The organism is Pseudoclavibacter sp. AY1H1 (assembly GCF_002931055.1).
GTDB lineage: Bacteria > Actinomycetota > Actinomycetes > Actinomycetales > Microbacteriaceae > Pseudoclavibacter.
In genome coordinates this window covers 364259-380535 of record NZ_PSXX01000001.1, presented here as the reverse complement: position 1 = coordinate 380535, position 16277 = coordinate 364259, and the positions used below count along the sequence as shown (strand labels likewise).

Here is a 16277-nt window from a genome sequence, read left to right as displayed (position 1 = left end):
CCCCGAAGTCAGGAGCTGCCGTGCTGCCGATCCACCGTCTGATCCGATGGTTCATCGCGAGACGCAACCGGCCCGAGGTGTGCGAGCACTGCGACAAGGTGCTCTCCAACAGAAGCGACCTGTGCACCCTCGAATGTCAGCAAGCCTTCATGGACTCTCGCGCCTGGTAGGAGCGCCTACTTCAGGCTCGCCATCCACGCCGCGACCGGTTCAGCCATGAGGATGTGCCCCTGGTCGTTCGGGTGGATACCGTCCGCCGTGAGCGCGCCCTTGTCGACGCGGAACTTCCCGCTGTTCCGAGCGGACTCAAGGTTGTCGGCGATCTCGACGATGCCCTCCAACGGGTGACCGGACTGCCCGACACGGATCGAGCCTGAGCTCCCCGTTGAAGCCGGGGCGCCGCCGGAGATCGGTGCGCCGTCTCGGAGCCAGTTGTTCCACGCAGGATGCACCACCGAGCGCGGGTCGAGGGTCTGACCGGCGAGCGTCGTCCAGCCATCCGTCGTCGACGTGTACGGCGTGGTCGTTGACTGCCACAAGCGAATGCCCGGGTTGACGGTCTTCACCTTGTTCCAGAACGCCAACGCGTTGACGCGTGGCCCTCCCGGCACGGAAGCGTTCATCTCGTTCGTGCCGATCTCGCAGAGCAGATGCACGAGCCCCGGGAAGCCGTTGTAGCGGGTGAAGACATCGTCGCTGACGTTGAAGCCCTCTCCCCCTCGACCGTAGAGGCGGCTCGGTACGTTCGCCGTCATGGCAGCACGCTCGAAGAAGCCGCCGCTCATCGCGCCGATGCTCGCCCCCCAGAGGTGGTCACCAGTCGCCATCGCGATCGAGTCGCCGACCACGCCGAAGGAGACCTGCGTGGTTGGCGCGACGATCTCGAGCGGCAGGATCGGGTACGTGCCGTACGACGGCGTCACCGTGCCGCCGTGGGCGAAGTTCACTCCCGCGGCGAATGCCTCGCCGCGGGGCTGCGAGAGCACCTCGTGAGCGGGGCCAGCAAACTGCCCGCCGGATGGGACCTGCATCGTCGTCCGCACGAAGAAGTCGCCCGCCGGGATGGTCAGATCCACGACGTCGCTGCGGACGTGCTTCTGGTACTGGATCGTCGCGCTCGTGAGGCCACCGAAGAGCGCAGGCTTGAGCGTGCCGTCGAGCAGCTCGATGCCGGCGGTGACCGTCATGTCGTTCGAGACGGCCGCATTCGCGTAGCCGAGCCGCGGCCCAACGATCTGCTGCGGCGCGGTGTGCCGAGTTCGGAACGACACGAGCGTCGCGCCCCCGAAACCGCGAGGCTCGGTAGGAACCTTCGTCCTGATCGCAGCCTGCCTCAGCGGGGCCACCGGCGGGCCGCTCGTGGGGCCGACCCAGGCGCCGTTGATCGACACCTTCGGGTTGGCCGGCACCCACGCTGACCCGTTGTGCACGTTCCAGGTCACGCGAGCCCCGCAGCCTGCGCGTGGGCGAGCGCATCAGCTGGAGTCAACGCCTTGTCGTAGTACGCGGCGCCCGCGACCGTCACGTCGATGCCTGAGTTCGTGCCGTTGTAGCCGATGCCGAGCTCATTGATGGAGACGTTCGTGGAGTTCACGATTGGCGCGCCGACCTGCTGTCCGTTGACGAACAGGTTGAGGTTTCCTCCGTTCTTAATCGCCATCATGTGGACGCGTTGCCCGACGACCGAGCCGTCGGCGAGCACTGTGCCGCCGCCGCCGGCGATCGGGCGTGCGTTGAACAGGCCGATGTTGATTCCACCGGACGAGCTGCCGAACACTCGCCCCTGCCCGGAGGTCACTGAGGGAACCGTCACGATGGCCTCGACGGTCGCTACGGTCCGTGCTGGCTTGGAGATGCCCGTGATGGTGACGCGCCCCGATGTCGAGGCCGTGATCTTCGCCGCCCGGACGCCGTCGCCGATGCCGGCAACGCCGAGCTGCACGCCCCCGGACACGGCAACCGTGACCGCATCAGCACCGAGATTGCGCGGGGCACTCGTCCCCGCGACGTCGTCGAGCGGGAGATACACGGACGGCCCGGAGGCAAGGACGGCGTTCTTGTACGCGTCGGAGGGGGTTGGTGTCGGGCCGAGCCACGTGTAGGACCACTCGGAGGTCCCGTAGAGCACGAAGCCTGATCCTGCGACAGCCCTGACGGTCAGGGTGCGGGCGTCGGAGACTGTGTAGGTGCCGGCTGCTTGGGTCGTGCCGTTCACCCGGTAGAAGACGCCCGACTGTGTCGGGATGGTGTAGCTCGTGATCGTGAACGTGGGGGCGGTCGGCGTGATGACCGTCTTCCCCTCGGACGTATCGATCCACACGACCGGCACGCCGTTGCGGGTGGTCTCCGTCGGCGCGACCGGCTGGGCGACGACGACCGCGCCGACCGCGCCCGCTGCGCGCGTTACGAACTGCGTGTCGAGCTGATTGAGCTTCACTGTCTGCGCGTCGAAGATCGTCTGCTGCGCCGCAGTGAGCCCACCCGCGACGGTCGCGATCGTCCCCGCCGTGACGGTCGTCACCGTCTCCCCGCCCGTAGCTGAGTTGGTGCGAACGTAGTCCGCGAGGAGCTGGTTAGACGAGTCCACCCGCAGGTTGCGGAACCCGTCTCCCTTCGCCTTGATGACGGCGTTCAGGAGCTCGCCGCGCCACATCTCGTACGGCTGCCATGCCGGGATCATGGGCACTGTCGTCAGATCGAGTGGCGTCGCGCCCGCTGGCACAGGGAAGTCGAACGCGAACCGCTGACCGGGCGCGTAGACGGTCACCTGCCACGCCCATTCGCCGCTCGTGGTGAGCAGTGCCGTCGCGGACAGCACCCCCGACTCGAGGACCGACTGCACAGGGATCGGGAGGACCGTCGCGCCCGCACGCTCTTCGCTCACGAACTTGGGCGTGAACACGACCGGGAGGTCGACGCCGATCATCTGCGGGTCGTTGACCTTCCAGGTCACCGCGCGGGTTTCAGCCATGATGTGCTCCTAGATGTAGTTGTGGATCACGCGTAGTGCGCGGCGATCGAGATGTTCGACCAGTTGATGGGGCCGGAGTTCAGGTCCACGGACCCCCACAGCTCCACTCGTCCGGCGCCCGCTGGCATGGACACGGGGGACGTGATGACGGCGTAGAACAGCTGGTCGATGTTGTGGCCGTAGCGGCGCTTCTCCGTGAGCTGACGGCCCGTGCCGTCCTGCAACCACACGCGGATACCCCAGGCAGCAGGGAGGGCGGGAGGTCGCACGAGAACGTCCGCGGTCACCGAGAGGTCCGCGGCGCACGGGAGGTCGACGGGGATCGCGCCGATGAGGCGTGACGTGTTCGAGGTGTCCGTCGCTGAGGATGTCGTCTGCCCGTACACGCTGAGGCTGCCGGAGGAGTCCCGAATCCACCCGGTGCCGTTGTTGCGCATGATGAGGCCGTTCAGGTCCGTGCGGCAGACGCGGACGATGGACCGCACTGAGGGGCCCATGCCTGCGGCGGTGACCGCGGCCAGGTACTCGGCCTGCTCGGTGGCGCTCGCGCACACCATGGGCACGCCGACGCCGATGGTGTCGACGAGCTTCGCCCACGACGTCGCGTCCAGGGGCGTGTCATCGAGTGGTGTCGGGTAGCCGTGCACGGGGGTTGTCCCGTAGGTGTAGGCCATTCAGGTGCTCCAAGTCATTCGAGAGCGCCGAGACGCTCGGTGAGGTTGCGCAGCACGTCCCCGGTGGGGCCGACGTACGCGATGGTCGCGGAGTCCGGGATGGCTTCGAGGGTGGCCTGCCCGATGGGGCGCCCGTCCGTGCCGACGACGACCTCGACGACCGCGCCGATCGCGGTGATGCCGTCCGCTCGCACCCACACGGGCTCGAGCTCCGGCATGATGCGCACCTTCACGCGGCCCACGCCGATCTCTTCGACCGTGCCGCCGAGCGTGGCCGTCTCGCCGCTGCGCCTGCGCGTCCGCGCTCGGAAGATGCGGTGGATGGTGTTGTCCGTCATCGCGCCTCCGTCAACGTCACCGAGTGCTCACCCGCGGAGGTGAGGGTGTGCGACACGACGCGGCCGAGGATGATCTCGGTGCCGGCGAGGCGCGGAACTTTCACGCGGATCGTCATGCCCGCGCGCAGTGTCGGGTCGGGGTGAATGCGGACGTCTCTGGTGCCGCCGGACTCGGCGAGCATCGCCTCAGCGGCGGCCTGCAGGTCCGTCTGCGTGGCGCCCTGCTGGAGCTGCTCGACCTTCCCGACCGTGCCGTACACGTCAGGCTGGTAGCCGTCGTCGAGCAGGCGCCGCACGACGACCTGCGCGGGCTCGTCGCCCTGCGCTGGCAGGACGGCCGTGGCCTTCGACACTCGCGACCTGCTGGCCTTCTGCGGGGCGTCCATGACGACGCCGTGCTCGTACGTGCGCTCCGGGTCGAGGGGGTTCCCGAGGGGCACCGCCGTCAGTGAACCGTCCGACTCGAGCTGCCACCGCAGGCCACGGCTCGCCGCGAGATCCATGAGCGCCTCATCCCGCTTCCCCGACCACGACAGCCCTTGCGGGAGCGCGACGTCGGGGACTGCGAGGCTCACGACGAGCGGAGCCGCGAGGCGACCCGCCTCTCGCAGGAGCGTCGCCCCGGTCGCTGGGGACGACGGGAACGGCCACGGGTCTTCGGCGATGTCGAGGTCTACGGAGTCCGCGACCACGTTCACGCCCTCAGACGCCTCCGTGATGCGGAACGGCGTCAGCGGGTATGCGCGCCCGTCCTGGATGATCTCGGCGCTCAGGAGCTGCCCTGCGGGTCGCAGCGGGTCGTTCATGCCCGTCGGGTACATGCCAGCCGGGAAGTCCACCGTCAGGCGCCCTGAGGGCATCGCGCCGACCTTCTCCGACCACGACCACCCCGTGACGGGCAGGTCGCGTTCGAGGCGCTCAGAGCCCCGCCATGAGTCCACGCGAAGACCAAGCATCACGCCCCCCTGACTTTCCGCCGCATGCCGGCGAACGTTGTCGTCGCCGACCACACCCGCCTGACCGGGTCGCCCCATGCCGTCACGGGGAGGCCCGTCTGCTGCGCCTGCAGCTGCTGCAGCTTGACCGAGTACGTGCGGCCCAACGGCCACCGCGATTCGGAGATGGTGCCGTCGACGCCGGCGAGCATCACCCGCGGGATCGTCGACCCGCCGTCGCAGCGCTCCGGGATGTGGAGCACCCAGAAGCGGCCCGTCTCGAGCAGCCTCCGCGCGTCCGCGACCTGGTCGATGTCGACACGGAACTCGAACGACCACGCGGGCGCCGTCGACGAGAGCGCCCGATGCTGCACCGCGAAGCGGGAAGCCAGCGGATACGCGTAGGTGGCCCGCGGGTCGATGGTCACGGCCGCGTCACCCTCCCAGAGGACGGGCACGGAGATACGCCCGTCCTCGGAAGTGAGGATCGTGTCGATCGTGTCGTCGTCTCGGTGAGCGCGGACGCCCGGCCGGGACTTCACCGTCGACCCGACCCTCGTCGTGTACGTCACCGGCTCGTCGACGGGCGCAGCGGGGTCGGACACCGCAACCGCGGCACCGATCCCCACCCCCTCCGCGACCAGCCAGTCCACGCCGCCCGACTCGGCGGTGACCGAGTACGCCACCCCCGAAGGGACGACGTCGGTCACCACCGTCGCGAGCTGCGTGTGGCGAGCCTGGAACGTGATCATCCGACCTCCTCAAGAGTCCGCACGGCCACGTCAGCGGCCTCGACGCGCATGCGCCCGATGAGCTGACCGTCCTGATCGACGATGACGAGCTCGGACGGCATGCCGGCGTTGCTCGTGTTGCCGTTGGCGTAGTTCTCGATCGCTTCCCACTGGCCCGCCGTCATGATCGGTTCCGGCTTCCCCGTGCCGTTGTAGGCGAGGGTCAGGCCGGGCTCGAGGACGCCGCCGGAGTCGTAGGTGCGTGTCGGGAGGTCGCCGAACACGCCGCCCTGGTTGGCGACGTGCACGTGGTCGAAGTGGCCGGCGACTTCCCAGAGGATCTGCCGCCACCCGCCGATGCTGCGCACCTCGTTCGCGAACGCATCCATGACCGAGTACGGTCCGGCGACGTCGACGGCGGGGTTCGTGGCATCCATGTGGTAGCTCGTGGGTGAGCCACCGACCGCGGCGTTGTAGGCCGGGTCGCGGTAGGTGTCGGTGATCATCAGCGACGGGTACTTCGCGAGGATCGGCTGCAGCCGTTCGAGGGTGATGCCCCCTGCCCAGTTGCCAGTGCCGGACGGTGAGGGCGGCAGGATGTTGGTCTGCGCCCACTCCGCGATCCCGTCGATGGCCTTGAGCGGGATCTCCGCGACCATCGACCCGAAGGAACCGCCACCGATGGACTCGAGGAGCGCCTTCACGGGTGTGCGGATGAGCGAGTCGATCGCGCCGGACGGGTCCGACATGATCTTCGCGACGTTCCCGACCGCGTCCCCGATCCAGGAGGCCGCCCCGGCGATTCCGCCGGTGATGTCGTCCCAGATGCCACCGCCTGCGAACGCGACGCCGTCAGCGGAACCTCGGGCGCCGTTGACGGAATCGAGCCACGCCTTCCCGCCGAGCGCACGGAGAGCGTCCGGGCGGATGATGCCCTCACCGCCGGACAGCGCGAGCCGCCCACCCGTGGGTGAGTAGAACTCGTGCACGTCCCGACCCGGCGTGTAGCCGGGAAGGACGCCACCCTGCGCGAACGCGATCGGCGAGGCCTCCGGCATGCGAATGTCGAGACCGACGGCTTCCGCGATGTCGTCGAACAGCGTCTTGATGCCGTCGTTGTAGACGGTCTCGATGACGAAGTTGATCGGCGCGACGGCCGCCTTCTTGATGTTCTCCCAGACGGTCGCGATGGTGGAGCCCATCGACTCGAATCCCGAACCGATGAAGCCGATGACCGACTGGATTCCGGGCCAGAGGGTGTTCGTGATCCAGTCAGCGACCACGGAGATCGCGGACTGAATCCCGGACCACACCGGCGTGATGACGTTCTCGTAGAGCCACGTGAACACCGCTCCGACCGCCGTGAAGACGGGCGACACGACGTTCGTGTAGAGCCAGTTGAAGATCTGCCCCCACAGCTGCATGTACGCGACGACGCCGTTCACGATGGGCGTGATGACGTTCGTGTAGAGCCAGTTGAAGATCGCTCCGACGGCCGCGAAGACGACCGACAGCACGGACGTCCACAGCCAGTTGAAGATCGCCGCCCACGCTTGGACGAGGATGACGATGCCGGTGACGATCGGCATCACGACGTTGTTGTAGATCCAGGAGAAGATCGCGCCGATGGCCGTGAACACGGGCGAGAGGACGTTGTCCCACAGCCAGGTGAAGATCGCGGCCCACACCTGCACGTAGAGGACGATCCCCGCCACGATGGGCGAGATCACGTTGTCGTACAGCCACGTGAAGATCGCCCCGATGGCGGTGAACACCGGGCTCAGCACCGACTCCCACAGCCAGGTGATGGCCGTGGAGATGAAGCTGACGATGTTCTGCCACACCTGCTGCCCGAGCTCGGTCTGCGTGAAGAACCACACGAGACCGGCCGTGAGGGCTGCGACGCCCGCGATGATGAGCCCGATGGGGTTCGCGTTCATCGCGATGTTCAGCGCCCACTGTGCAGCCGTCGCGAGCATCGTCCCGGACCGCAGCGCGGCCATGACGCCGGTGACGAACACGACTGCCTTGTAGGCGGCGACGAACGCGATGACGCCCACGGTCATGGGCACGAGCCAGTCGCTGTTGGAGTCGACGAACGAGATGATGCCGCCGAGCACGTCGCCGACGCCGCGGAAGCCCTCCATGATGGCGGGGACGGCGCCGGTGGATGCGTCCTGGAACCACGCAACGACACCCTGTGCGGCATCTCGGAGGCTGAAGAAGAATCCGACGAGCGCGGAGTCCTCCTCGAGCCCGAAGATGGGGCCGGTGAAGTCTCCCTGCGTGAGGATGTCGAACACGGACTGGGCGGACTCGCGCAGCGTGAAGAGGAAGCTGATCACGGGTGCGTCTTCGTCGAGGCCGAAGATGCCGCCCTGGAAGTCGCCGGTCGTGAGGATCGTGATGATCCCGCCGACGGCTTCCCCGAGGGGTGCGATGCCCTGCACGAAGCCGACGAGGATCGGCACGGCGCCCTCGATGGTGTCCGAGAAGAACCCGATGAACGTGCCGATCTGGGGCTTCAGTTCAGTGATCGCGTCCGACAGGCCGCCGACGACGGTGGCCTGCAGGTTGCCGATCATGCCCTCGAACGTGGTGACGGACTTCGCCGCTTCGACCGCGACGGGGTCGTTGCCGAGCCCGAGCAGCGCCGTGTTGAACTCCTCGGCGGTGATCTCGCCGGCGGCCATCTCCTCGCGGAAGTTGCCCGTGAAGGCGCCCGCGCTGAGGAGCGCTTCCTGCAGTCGACCGCTCGCGCCGGGGATCGCGTCGGAGAGCTGGTTCCAGTTCTCCGTCGTGAGCTTCCCCTGGCCCGCGGTCTGCGTGAGCACCATGCCGACGGACTTGTACGTCTCGGCGGTGCCGCCCGAAACGGCGTTGAGGTTTCCGGCGGCCTCGGCGAGCTTGTCGTAGTCCTTGACGCTGTTGGACGCGAGCTGCGCGGTGATGTTCTGGATGTCGTCGAGCCCGTACACGGTTTCGTCGGCGTACTGGCGGGTGCTCGCGGTCAGGTTCGAGATCGCGGAGTCGTCCAGGCCAGCGAAGTTCAGGGTGCCCTTGAACTTGTCCGTCGCGTCGGATGCGGTGATGGCTTCGGACGCGAGCTCGCCGATGCTCGACGTGATCGATGACGTGATGGAGCTGGCGACGCCGGCGATCGCGCCGCCGAGGGCGAAGTTGCCGAGCAGTCCGTTGGTTTCCTTGACCTCCGTGCCGAGACCGTCGAAGCTGCCCTCAGTCGAGTAGAGGGCGGTGCGGAGCCGGGCGAGGTAGCCCTCTGATTTGGAAGCGGACTTGCCGCCCGCTTCGGTGGCGGAGGCGGTCTTCTTTTCGGCGTCGGCGAGCTTTTCCTTCGCCTCGCGGACACGATCGGCTGCCGCCTTGCTGGTGCCGGCGGCGTCGGCCGCGGAGCGTTGGGCGGCGGCGAACCTTTCCTCAGCGGCGACGAGGCGAGCGGAGGTGTCCCCGCCCTTGGCGCGGATCTCGTTGAGCTGCGCTTCGGCAACACGGAGCTTGCCAGCAGCGTCGGCGCTCTTGCGTGACGCCGCCTCGTAGGAGGCGGACGCCTTCGCGACGTCCTTGCTGAGGCTGTCGAGCGCGGCGGAGCTGAACCCTCCGAGCCCTGCCTGGAATCCGGTCTGCACGGCCTTGCCGAGGGTGACTCCGGCCTGCTTGCCACCGGACCCGCCGACCTGCTTCTGGAACTCAGTCCAGAAGCCGTCAGCGGACGGTGCTACCTGGATCCAGTACGTGCCGAGGTCGATGCCGTTCTTCGCCAAAGGGCACCTCCGCTGTGTAGTTGTGGGGCCGGGGCCCGCCACGAATGGCCAGGCCCCGGCTAGTGCGCGTCCTGCCGCTGCGCCCAGCGGGCGGCCTTCTGCGCTTGTCGGTCTTGCTTCTCTTCCGAGGCCTTCAGCCACCCCTCGGGGGGAGGCTCGATGGGCTTCGGCACCTGCGCGCGTTTCACACCGGAGCCGGCGTAGCCGCCGATCATGGTGCGGTAGCCCTCTTCGTGGATGGCTCGAACTTCGGCGGACCACGCCCCGGGTCCGCCGCGCTCTATGGCGAGGCGAGATCCGGGCTTGAGCATCCAGATGAAGGTCGCGACCTTGCGTGCCGAAATGGCCCCTCGATAGAGGTCACACAGGTCCACGCCGTACTCGGATTGCAGGTCAGCCTCGATGGCCTCCGCGTGCTCCGCGAGGAGCGCGGGGAGGGCTAGGACTTTCCCAGGCCAGCCGCCTCGATCACTTCGCGCAGCAACGCGCCAGCGGCTTTGGGCGAAACGTAGCCGCGTTCGTCGGCGAGCGACTCGAGCGCGTCTTCTGCCTGGTCGCCGAAGGCACGGTCGAACAGCTCGAACTGCGCGGTCTGGCCGTCGCCTCCGCCGCGCGCCATGCGGCGGTGCAGACGGAAGTCGCTGAGCGCTTCCGGGTCGATCTGCAGGTCGAATCCCTGCACGGTGATCTCGATGAGTTCGCCCTCGGCTTCGGCCTTGACGGCGTGGTCGGCGGGCAGCTTCGCGCCGGCGGCTGCTGCCCGCTGGCGGGTCGTGCGGGCGGGAGTGGTCTTGCGGGTGTTGGCGGTTGCCATGATTTGCTCCTGAGGTGGTGGGTGCGCTCCGAGGGTGGAACCCTGGCCGCGGCGGGAGCGCGCGCCGCGGCCAGGGGGTTCGAGGGCGCCTACGCGGCGAGGAGCTTCGGGTCTTCGACGATCGCCTTGGCGTTCGTGAGGATCGTGAAGCCGCCGATGACCTCGAGGTTGTAGTTGTAGGCGGTGATGTCCTTGTTGGTGAACGCGATGCCCTGGCGCTCTCCGAGGGAGATCGTCGGGAGGAGGATGCGCGTGTGGGCGCCGTTCCCGGACGTGTCGAAGAGGTCGATCATCCCGCTGAGCATCGTGACCTGACGGGACGCGGGCACGTCGATCTTCGCGATCGCCGCGTTGCCCGTTCCGACCTTCGTGGCCTTTGCGCTCAGGTAGTCGAGGAGGTTCGCGAGCTTCGTTTCGAGCAGCGCGACGGTGATGTTCGTGTCCGAGCTCGACATGAACGTCTTGACCGTCTTGCCGCCCTGGTGGCCCTTGATGCGTTCGATCGAGTCGGACAGCTCGAGGTTCAGGCCCTCTTCGCCGATCCACCCGCGATCCTCGAGAGCGGCGGGGACAGGCGTTGCGAGGCCGACGACGGTCGTCAGCGACGTGACGGGGCCCAGGTAGACAGAGTCGTTGTCCGACCCGAAGATGAGCGCGTTGAGCGCGTTGGTGGTCATGAGTGGTTGCCTCCTAGTGGCAGATGACGACCAGCTGGTACGTGGCCGTGTAACGGGGTGACTGGGTGTCGGGGTCGGGGTCGTTGCGCGGCGTCGTGGACCACGGCACCGAGTTGACCGGCTCGTTCGATGAGGGCAGGGCGTGGATCGCGGCGTCGACGTCCTGCGCGAGATCGAACGCGAGGCCCAGGGTCGGTGCGTAGCTGTCGATGGTCAGCTGCACGGTCTGCAGGATCCGTTGGCTGCGTCCCGGCCCGCCGGTGCCGATGACGCGGACGAACGACGTGGTGCCGTCGTCGGGACGCTTCGACACGACGGACGCGTCGACGAAGGACTTCAGGTAGTCGAGGACGATGCCCTCGACGTCGGGCGGGCGGATCGGTGTGCTCACGTCAGCCCGGCCCCTGCTGCCTGCTCGAGGACGTGGTCGGATACCTGGCGGCGCTTCGCGGCGTCGGTCTCCGTCATGATGGTCGCGCGGGCACGGGTGCCGACGTTGACCTGCATGTCGAAGCCCGGACCGGCTCGGCCCTGGATGGCGCGTCCCTGCTCGGCGACCGCGCCACGCATGCCCTGCTTCAGGAGTGCGGCCATGCCGCGCTTGTTGGGCTTGAACGGCTTCTTCATGGCGACCCCCTCGTGCTCTCGACGCCCTGGACGATCACGACCAAGCCGAGCGGTGTGCGCGAGGGTCGCTCGTGCACCAACCACGTGTCGCCGTCGATGACGAGCCGATCACCGACTCGCACATCCGGGTTCGCGTTGGGCCAGTAGACGGTCGGTTCTGTCCCTGTGGCGGAGACTCCGGCCGCGACGAGCGCTTCGTTGCCCTCGGGCTGGAAGATCGCAGGCGGGAGCTCGGCGGAAACGTCGGCGCCCGGGATGGGTTCTCCTCGGCGGTCCTCCCCCGCTGATCCCGCTCGGAGGCGAGTGACCGAGATGGCCCAGTCGCCGAGGAGCGAGCCGCTGATGGTTGGTTCCGGGATCGGCTGGATGGGGCCGAACGGGAGCGTCATCACGACCCCCAGGTGAGCCGGTACGGATCGAGGGCTTCCTTCTCCGACTCGAACAGTGGGACTCCGGCCGAGGCGCCGTCCTTGCCCGTCAGCGCCCGACGCGACATGCCTCCCGCGGACTCGTGCACGTAGCCGTCGTTTCCGGCGGATGCGCGCTGACCAATCGCGACCACGATGGCGGCGAGGTTCGGCACGTCAGCGAGGTCGAAGCCGTGCGTGAGCTCGATCTCGATGTCGCCGAGCTCGTGCGACCATCCGCTGGCGAGCGTGAGCACGCCGGATCGGCGCGACCACTTCACGCGGGCCGTGACGTCGTTGCCGCCGGAGGTGACTTTCGTGAGCGCGGTGATGTGCATGGACGGGACGAGCAGCGCCTTGCCGCCCGTCCCGTCCAGCACGAGCGTCTCGGTGATGGAGGGCGCGACGTGCCAGTGGCAGTAGCCCCGGATGGACTGCGACGCCGCGTTCGCGAGGAACGCAGCGTCGTAGTTCGCTGGGAGGAACGCGGTTAGCGTCACGCCCATCACCTCCCTCGGGTTACTTCGTCTCGACTCGGCGCGCCGTGGGGCGCTTGGCCGGCGGTTCGCCGTCCTGCTTCGCGTCGGGGTTCCCGTCGCGCTTCTCGCCCGTCGCCGCGGTCGTGACGGCCGCACCTTCCGGTGCGCCGACTTCGGCGTGATCGATGCCGATGAGCTCCTCGATGCGCTCGAGGCGCTTCTCGAACTCGCCGAACGGGGAGTGCTTCGGCTGGCCGGGGCCTGCCGTGGTGCTGCGAGGTTCCTCGCCGTTGGCGTATCGAACGCCGTCAATGACCGTTGCCATGATTTGCCTCTCTTCCGGCTACGCCGACTCGATGACCGCGAAGCGCGCGGGACGCCAGATGACCTGCGCGGCGCGCAGCTCCGCACGGACGTACGTGAGGTTGCGCTGCGCGTAGTCCTTGTGCTGGTTGAACGCGACGACCGAGAGGCCCTCGCGGTCGAGGAGCGCCATCTGCGTGAACTCGCCGACGATCGCCGTGCCGACGGGGATCTTGGTCGAAAGAACGCGCGGCATGCCCCACAGGGTGGAAGGGCCGGTGCCGAACGGGCCGTTGGAGTAGTAGCGGCCGTCGTTGTCGGCGAACAGGTCGATCGCCTCGTCGTCCTCGGGGTTGATCAGGACCGCCTGCGGGGTGCCCTCGGCGAGGGTGATCTTGGTCTTCGACTTGCGCACCGCCTCGATGAAGTTGCGGATGCTGGGGCCGGCCCCATAGGTGAGGTTCTGGACGCCCGTGGTCTCGAGCAGTCCGCGGGGCTCGCCCGAGGTGCCGGTGCCGTTGAGCATCTTGTCCTCGACGACGTTCGGCAGCGAGTACCGGAACTCGTTGTTGAGGAACGTCGCCAGCGCGGGTGCGTCGGCGAGCAGCTGGTTCGTGACCGTGTAGCCGTCGGCGTAGGCGTAGGCCTTCGCGTCTGCGAGCTGCGTGGCGAGCTCGGAGATCGGCTTGAGCGTGTCCGTCGCGTCGTTGCCCGTGTTCTCCGGGACGATGTCCGCGTTGCGGGTGACCGAGATGATCTGCAGGTACTCGAGGTGCGAGGAGCTGATCGAGCCGCGCGAGACGAGGTCGAGCAGCGACAGGCGTGGGCGGACGGTCTGGTCGACCATCGCGAACTGCTGCGGGGGAACGTGGGCGATGTCGGTCGTCATCGCCGCCTTGCGGTTCGCCTCGTACTCGGCGAGCGATCCGACGTTGACGTTGTCGAGCGAGATCGACGCTTCCTTCGGGACGCCTGAGGGGCCGTACTTGGCCTGGAAGCCCTCGTAGGACTCGGACTTCGTGAATCGCTCACCGAGCGAGACGCGCATGTCGGGGGCGGTCTTCTTCTCCTCCTCGACCGAGCGCTCCATGGCGCCGAGCGCCTTCTGAGCGCGCTCGACGCGAGCGAATGCCTCGTCGTGCTCGACGTTCGCGTCCTCGAGCGCCTTGATGTTCTCTTCGCTCGCGTCGGCCTGGACGAGCTTGGCAGCGTTGGCCACCTTCAGCTGTGCCGCGGCGAGCATCTCCTTGGGGTTCATGCGTTTTCCTTTCGGGCGCGTGAGTGCGCCAGTGCGAGTGCCTTGCGAGCGCGGAGCTCGGTCGGCGTCTTGGGTTCCTCGGCCGCGGCCTTGGAGTCTGATTCGGCGGGGGGTTCCGCCGGGTCTGGGTCGGTGGCTGCCTTGCTCTCGAGCGCGTCGATCGCGGCCAGAGCGTCAGCAAGGAGGGGGCGGACGGCCGCGAGAGTCGCGGCGGCGGTCGCTTCCTCGTCGTCGTCGGCCTTCGACTCTTCGAGCTCTTCCGTGCCCTCGTCTTCGACGATCACCGGGGTGAGCTCGCCGATGTCTTCGGCGTCGGCCTTCGCCCGGGGCGTGAGCCGCGCCTTGACTTCCTGGATGAGCGCCTGTCGGTTCACACCGACCGGGCACACCGACACCTCGAGCAGGTCGACGGACTTGATCTCGTAGACGTCCTGCCCCTCTTGGGTCGCCCAGGAGCTCTCCGTCACGTAGTACGCGAACGACATCTCGTTGATGACGCCGTCCTGCATGGCCTGGTGGAGGAACTTCGCTTCGGGGTTCGTGTCGACGTAGAGATCCGCTTCGACGCGGAGCCCGTAGTCGTCCTCGGTCAGCGACTTCACGACGCCGACGAGCCCGTACGGGGAGCCGTTCATGTTGTGGGCGTAGTAGACGCCGAGTGGCTGCGCACCCTCAGCGGTGAGCGCGTCGATGCTCTTGGCGAAGGCGCCCTTGCGCACCACGTCGCCGTACGTGTCGATGACGTCGAACACGCTGGCGTATCCGACGAACGAGGCCGCGCTATCCGATGCTTTGGACGGCGTCGCCTTCGCGAGCACCACCCGTGTGGACTGTTTCGTCACCATGGGTGACCGCCTTTCCAGACTGGGGCGACGCCTGGCCGCCCTCGGTGACGTTGAGCGGCACGATGAGCTCGTCGCCGCCGTCGATGGGTGAGAGATTCAGACGCGCGCGACCCTCATTGCGGGTCATGATCGGGCCGCCGACCATCGTCGACATGTAGTCGGCCTGCTCCTCGAACGAGCCGGACAGCTTCGACTGCACGTTGGGCTCGACGTAGATGTTCTGCGGCGTGAACAGTGGCACGAGCTGCGTGTTCACCGACTGCTTCCAGGACTCGAAGTAGGGGCCGAGGCAGACGCTGTAGAGCATCGCGCGGAAGGCGCGCATGTTGGCGTACGTACCGGGCCTGGTGCCGAGCAACTCCGGATAGATCCAGTAGGCCGTCGCGACCTCCACCTCGGAGAGCGTTCGAGCTTCCATGTCTTGGACGTCGATCGGCTTGTGCGCCTGCACGTCTTTCCACGTCGTGCCGTCCTCGAGGACGGGCACGCCGCCGGCGCGGGAACCGCCCCGGCGGTACTCGGCGAACGATCGCTGGAACCGCTGCTGCGCGTCTTCCGACGACCAGGGCTTCTCTTTCTCGATGACCGCCGAGAGCACGGCGCGGTTCTTCATGAGATCCGCGCGGTACTCCACCGCTTCGTCGGCTCCGTCGAGGATCGCTCGGAGCGTGTCGACGGCGGAGACGCCCATGACGCTCGCCCCCGGATATCCCCGGTTGAGGAGCATCCAGTGCTTGTCGGGCTCGTAGATCTTGCGGGTGCCGTGGTCGTCGTACGTCTCGACGTACTCGATGACGCCGTCGGTGCCGTGGAACGTGGTTCGGGAGGCTGGGAGGCGGATGGCGCGCTTCGGGAGGAGCGTGCTCGGGTCGGGCTCGATGAGCGCCGCCGACCGGTCGTAGAGCAGCCGGTCGAGGTGCATCCCCTCCCAGAAGTCCATCGCCGAGACGCCCGGCGACTTGGCCGGGTCGGCGAGGAAGCTCACCAGGGGGTGGTTCGAGAGCCGCGCTCGGTCGTCGTCACCGCGGCGCCGGTACGAGTGCAGGGACGTCGACGCGAGCTGACGGGCGATGAAGCCCGTGACCTTGCGCACGGAGGGCTGCTTGCGGAACGCGTCCCGCGACTGCCCTGCCGCCCACGAGGTGAGGGGCGTACCTGGGTCGGCGACGTAGAACGGCTGCTCCGCGTGCCGGCGACCGAGATCAGCGAGCGTCGGGAAGTCCTCGCTCACAGGGCCACCTGCACATGCACGATCTGGTGTGCCGGGATGAACACCACCGGCGCGAGCTGCACGTCCTGGCCGCTGACCATGGCGACGGCACCTTCGAGTTCGATCCCGCCGACGTGCGCGGAGGCCAGCAGGCCCTTGTACTCGCCGGTCACGGTAGACACGGCGACACGACGGCCCTTGTACGCGCGCAGATTGCGCATGGCTC

Annotated in this window: 19 protein-coding genes; all 19 read right to left on the bottom strand. The window is 67.9% G+C overall.

The genetic code is table 11. From position 1 onward, the window contains the following. Positions 1–176: 176 nt before the first annotated feature. The 19 genes from C5E05_RS01865 to C5E05_RS01775 all read right to left on the bottom strand — a co-directional run bounded on the left by C5E05_RS01865 (position 177) and on the right by C5E05_RS01775 (position 16272). Positions 177–1442 (bottom strand): hypothetical protein, encoded by a 1266-nt coding sequence (locus C5E05_RS01865; protein ID WP_104340959.1) that lies wholly within the window; start codon positions 1440–1442, stop codon positions 177–179. After that, on the bottom strand, positions 1439–2971 hold the full coding sequence (locus C5E05_RS01860; RefSeq protein ID WP_104340958.1) for a LamG-like jellyroll fold domain-containing protein: 1533 nt from the start codon (positions 2969–2971) through the stop codon (positions 1439–1441). Before C5E05_RS01860 ends, C5E05_RS01865 begins: the two co-directional genes overlap by 4 nt. 26 nt (positions 2972–2997) lie before the next feature. Beyond that, positions 2998–3645 (bottom strand): hypothetical protein, encoded by a 648-nt coding sequence (locus tag C5E05_RS01855; protein ID WP_104340957.1) that lies wholly within the window; start codon positions 3643–3645, stop codon positions 2998–3000. Between the two features lie 14 nt (positions 3646–3659). Then, complete coding sequence (locus C5E05_RS01850) at positions 3660–3983, bottom strand: hypothetical protein (RefSeq protein WP_104340956.1); 324 nt, start codon at positions 3981–3983, stop codon at positions 3660–3662. After that, the gene (locus tag C5E05_RS01845) at positions 3980–4924 is read right to left on the bottom strand and encodes a hypothetical protein (RefSeq protein WP_104340955.1); all 945 of its coding nucleotides are present in this window, start codon (positions 4922–4924) and stop codon (positions 3980–3982) included. Before C5E05_RS01845 ends, C5E05_RS01850 begins: the two co-directional genes overlap by 4 nt. A gap of 14 nt (positions 4925–4938) precedes the next feature. Next, a complete protein-coding gene (locus tag C5E05_RS01840; protein WP_104340954.1) occupies positions 4939–5670 on the bottom strand; it encodes a hypothetical protein in 732 nt (243 codons plus the stop codon). Then, complete coding sequence (locus C5E05_RS01835; protein ID WP_104340953.1) at positions 5667–9431, bottom strand: tape measure protein; 3765 nt, start codon at positions 9429–9431, stop codon at positions 5667–5669. The genes C5E05_RS01840 and C5E05_RS01835 overlap by 4 nt, the downstream gene beginning before the upstream one ends. Before the next feature lie 59 nt (positions 9432–9490). After that, positions 9491–9805 carry a hypothetical protein gene (locus C5E05_RS01830; protein WP_104340952.1) on the bottom strand — a complete coding sequence of 105 codons (315 nt, stop codon included), beginning with the start codon at positions 9803–9805 and terminating at the stop codon, positions 9491–9493. A gap of 65 nt (positions 9806–9870) precedes the next feature. Further along, positions 9871–10245, bottom strand: a complete 375-nt coding sequence (locus tag C5E05_RS01825; protein WP_104340951.1) for a hypothetical protein — start codon at positions 10243–10245, stop codon at positions 9871–9873. Between the two features lie 89 nt (positions 10246–10334). Continuing rightward, a complete protein-coding gene (locus tag C5E05_RS01820; protein WP_104340950.1) occupies positions 10335–10922 on the bottom strand; it encodes a hypothetical protein in 588 nt (195 codons plus the stop codon). Between the two features lie 13 nt (positions 10923–10935). Continuing rightward, the gene (locus C5E05_RS01815) at positions 10936–11313 is read right to left on the bottom strand and encodes a hypothetical protein (RefSeq protein WP_104340949.1); all 378 of its coding nucleotides are present in this window, start codon (positions 11311–11313) and stop codon (positions 10936–10938) included. Beyond that, on the bottom strand, positions 11310–11549 hold the full coding sequence (locus tag C5E05_RS01810) for a hypothetical protein (RefSeq protein WP_104340948.1): 240 nt from the start codon (positions 11547–11549) through the stop codon (positions 11310–11312). Before C5E05_RS01810 ends, C5E05_RS01815 begins: the two co-directional genes overlap by 4 nt. Then, positions 11546–11938: a hypothetical protein gene (locus tag C5E05_RS01805; RefSeq protein ID WP_146080996.1), complete on the bottom strand. Its 393-nt coding sequence runs from the start codon at positions 11936–11938 to the stop codon at positions 11546–11548. Before C5E05_RS01805 ends, C5E05_RS01810 begins: the two co-directional genes overlap by 4 nt. After that, positions 11938–12456, bottom strand: a complete 519-nt coding sequence (locus C5E05_RS01800; RefSeq protein ID WP_146080995.1) for a hypothetical protein — start codon at positions 12454–12456, stop codon at positions 11938–11940. The genes C5E05_RS01805 and C5E05_RS01800 overlap by 1 nt, the downstream gene beginning before the upstream one ends. Positions 12457–12475: 19 nt before the next feature. Continuing rightward, positions 12476–12760 (bottom strand): hypothetical protein, encoded by a 285-nt coding sequence (locus tag C5E05_RS01795; RefSeq protein WP_104340945.1) that lies wholly within the window; start codon positions 12758–12760, stop codon positions 12476–12478. Between the two features lie 18 nt (positions 12761–12778). Then, positions 12779–13996, bottom strand: coding sequence for a phage major capsid protein (locus C5E05_RS01790; protein WP_104340944.1), 1218 nt, complete (start codon positions 13994–13996; stop codon positions 12779–12781). After that, positions 13993–14841, bottom strand: coding sequence for an HK97 family phage prohead protease (locus C5E05_RS01785; protein WP_104340943.1), 849 nt, complete (start codon positions 14839–14841; stop codon positions 13993–13995). The genes C5E05_RS01790 and C5E05_RS01785 overlap by 4 nt, the downstream gene beginning before the upstream one ends. Continuing rightward, positions 14777–16072 (bottom strand): phage portal protein, encoded by a 1296-nt coding sequence (locus tag C5E05_RS01780; protein ID WP_104340942.1) that lies wholly within the window; start codon positions 16070–16072, stop codon positions 14777–14779. The genes C5E05_RS01785 and C5E05_RS01780 overlap by 65 nt, the downstream gene beginning before the upstream one ends. Further along, on the bottom strand, positions 16069–16272 hold the full coding sequence (locus C5E05_RS01775; RefSeq protein ID WP_104340941.1) for a hypothetical protein: 204 nt from the start codon (positions 16270–16272) through the stop codon (positions 16069–16071). The genes C5E05_RS01780 and C5E05_RS01775 overlap by 4 nt, the downstream gene beginning before the upstream one ends. Positions 16273–16277: the final 5 nt, after the last annotated feature.

Coding starts and splice junctions, on each gene's coding strand:
- C5E05_RS01860 (WP_104340958.1), bottom strand. CDS start 2,971: ATGGCTGAAACCCGCGCGGTGACCTGGAAGGTCAACGACCCGCAGATG.
- C5E05_RS01855 (WP_104340957.1), bottom strand. CDS start 3,645: ATGGCCTACACCTACGGGACAACCCCCGTGCACGGCTACCCGACACCA.
- C5E05_RS01850 (WP_104340956.1), bottom strand. CDS start 3,983: ATGACGGACAACACCATCCACCGCATCTTCCGAGCGCGGACGCGCAGG.
- C5E05_RS01840 (WP_104340954.1), bottom strand. CDS start 5,670: ATGATCACGTTCCAGGCTCGCCACACGCAGCTCGCGACGGTGGTGACC.
- C5E05_RS01825 (WP_104340951.1), bottom strand. CDS start 10,245: ATGGCAACCGCCAACACCCGCAAGACCACTCCCGCCCGCACGACCCGC.
- C5E05_RS01820 (WP_104340950.1), bottom strand. CDS start 10,922: ATGACCACCAACGCGCTCAACGCGCTCATCTTCGGGTCGGACAACGAC.
- C5E05_RS01810 (WP_104340948.1), bottom strand. CDS start 11,549: ATGAAGAAGCCGTTCAAGCCCAACAAGCGCGGCATGGCCGCACTCCTG.
- C5E05_RS01805 (WP_146080996.1), bottom strand. CDS start 11,938: ATGACGCTCCCGTTCGGCCCCATCCAGCCGATCCCGGAACCAACCATC.
- C5E05_RS01795 (WP_104340945.1), bottom strand. CDS start 12,760: ATGGCAACGGTCATTGACGGCGTTCGATACGCCAACGGCGAGGAACCT.
- C5E05_RS01790 (WP_104340944.1), bottom strand. CDS start 13,996: ATGAACCCCAAGGAGATGCTCGCCGCGGCACAGCTGAAGGTGGCCAAC.
- C5E05_RS01785 (WP_104340943.1), bottom strand. CDS start 14,841: ATGGTGACGAAACAGTCCACACGGGTGGTGCTCGCGAAGGCGACGCCG.
- C5E05_RS01775 (WP_104340941.1), bottom strand. CDS start 16,272: ATGCGCAATCTGCGCGCGTACAAGGGCCGTCGTGTCGCCGTGTCTACC.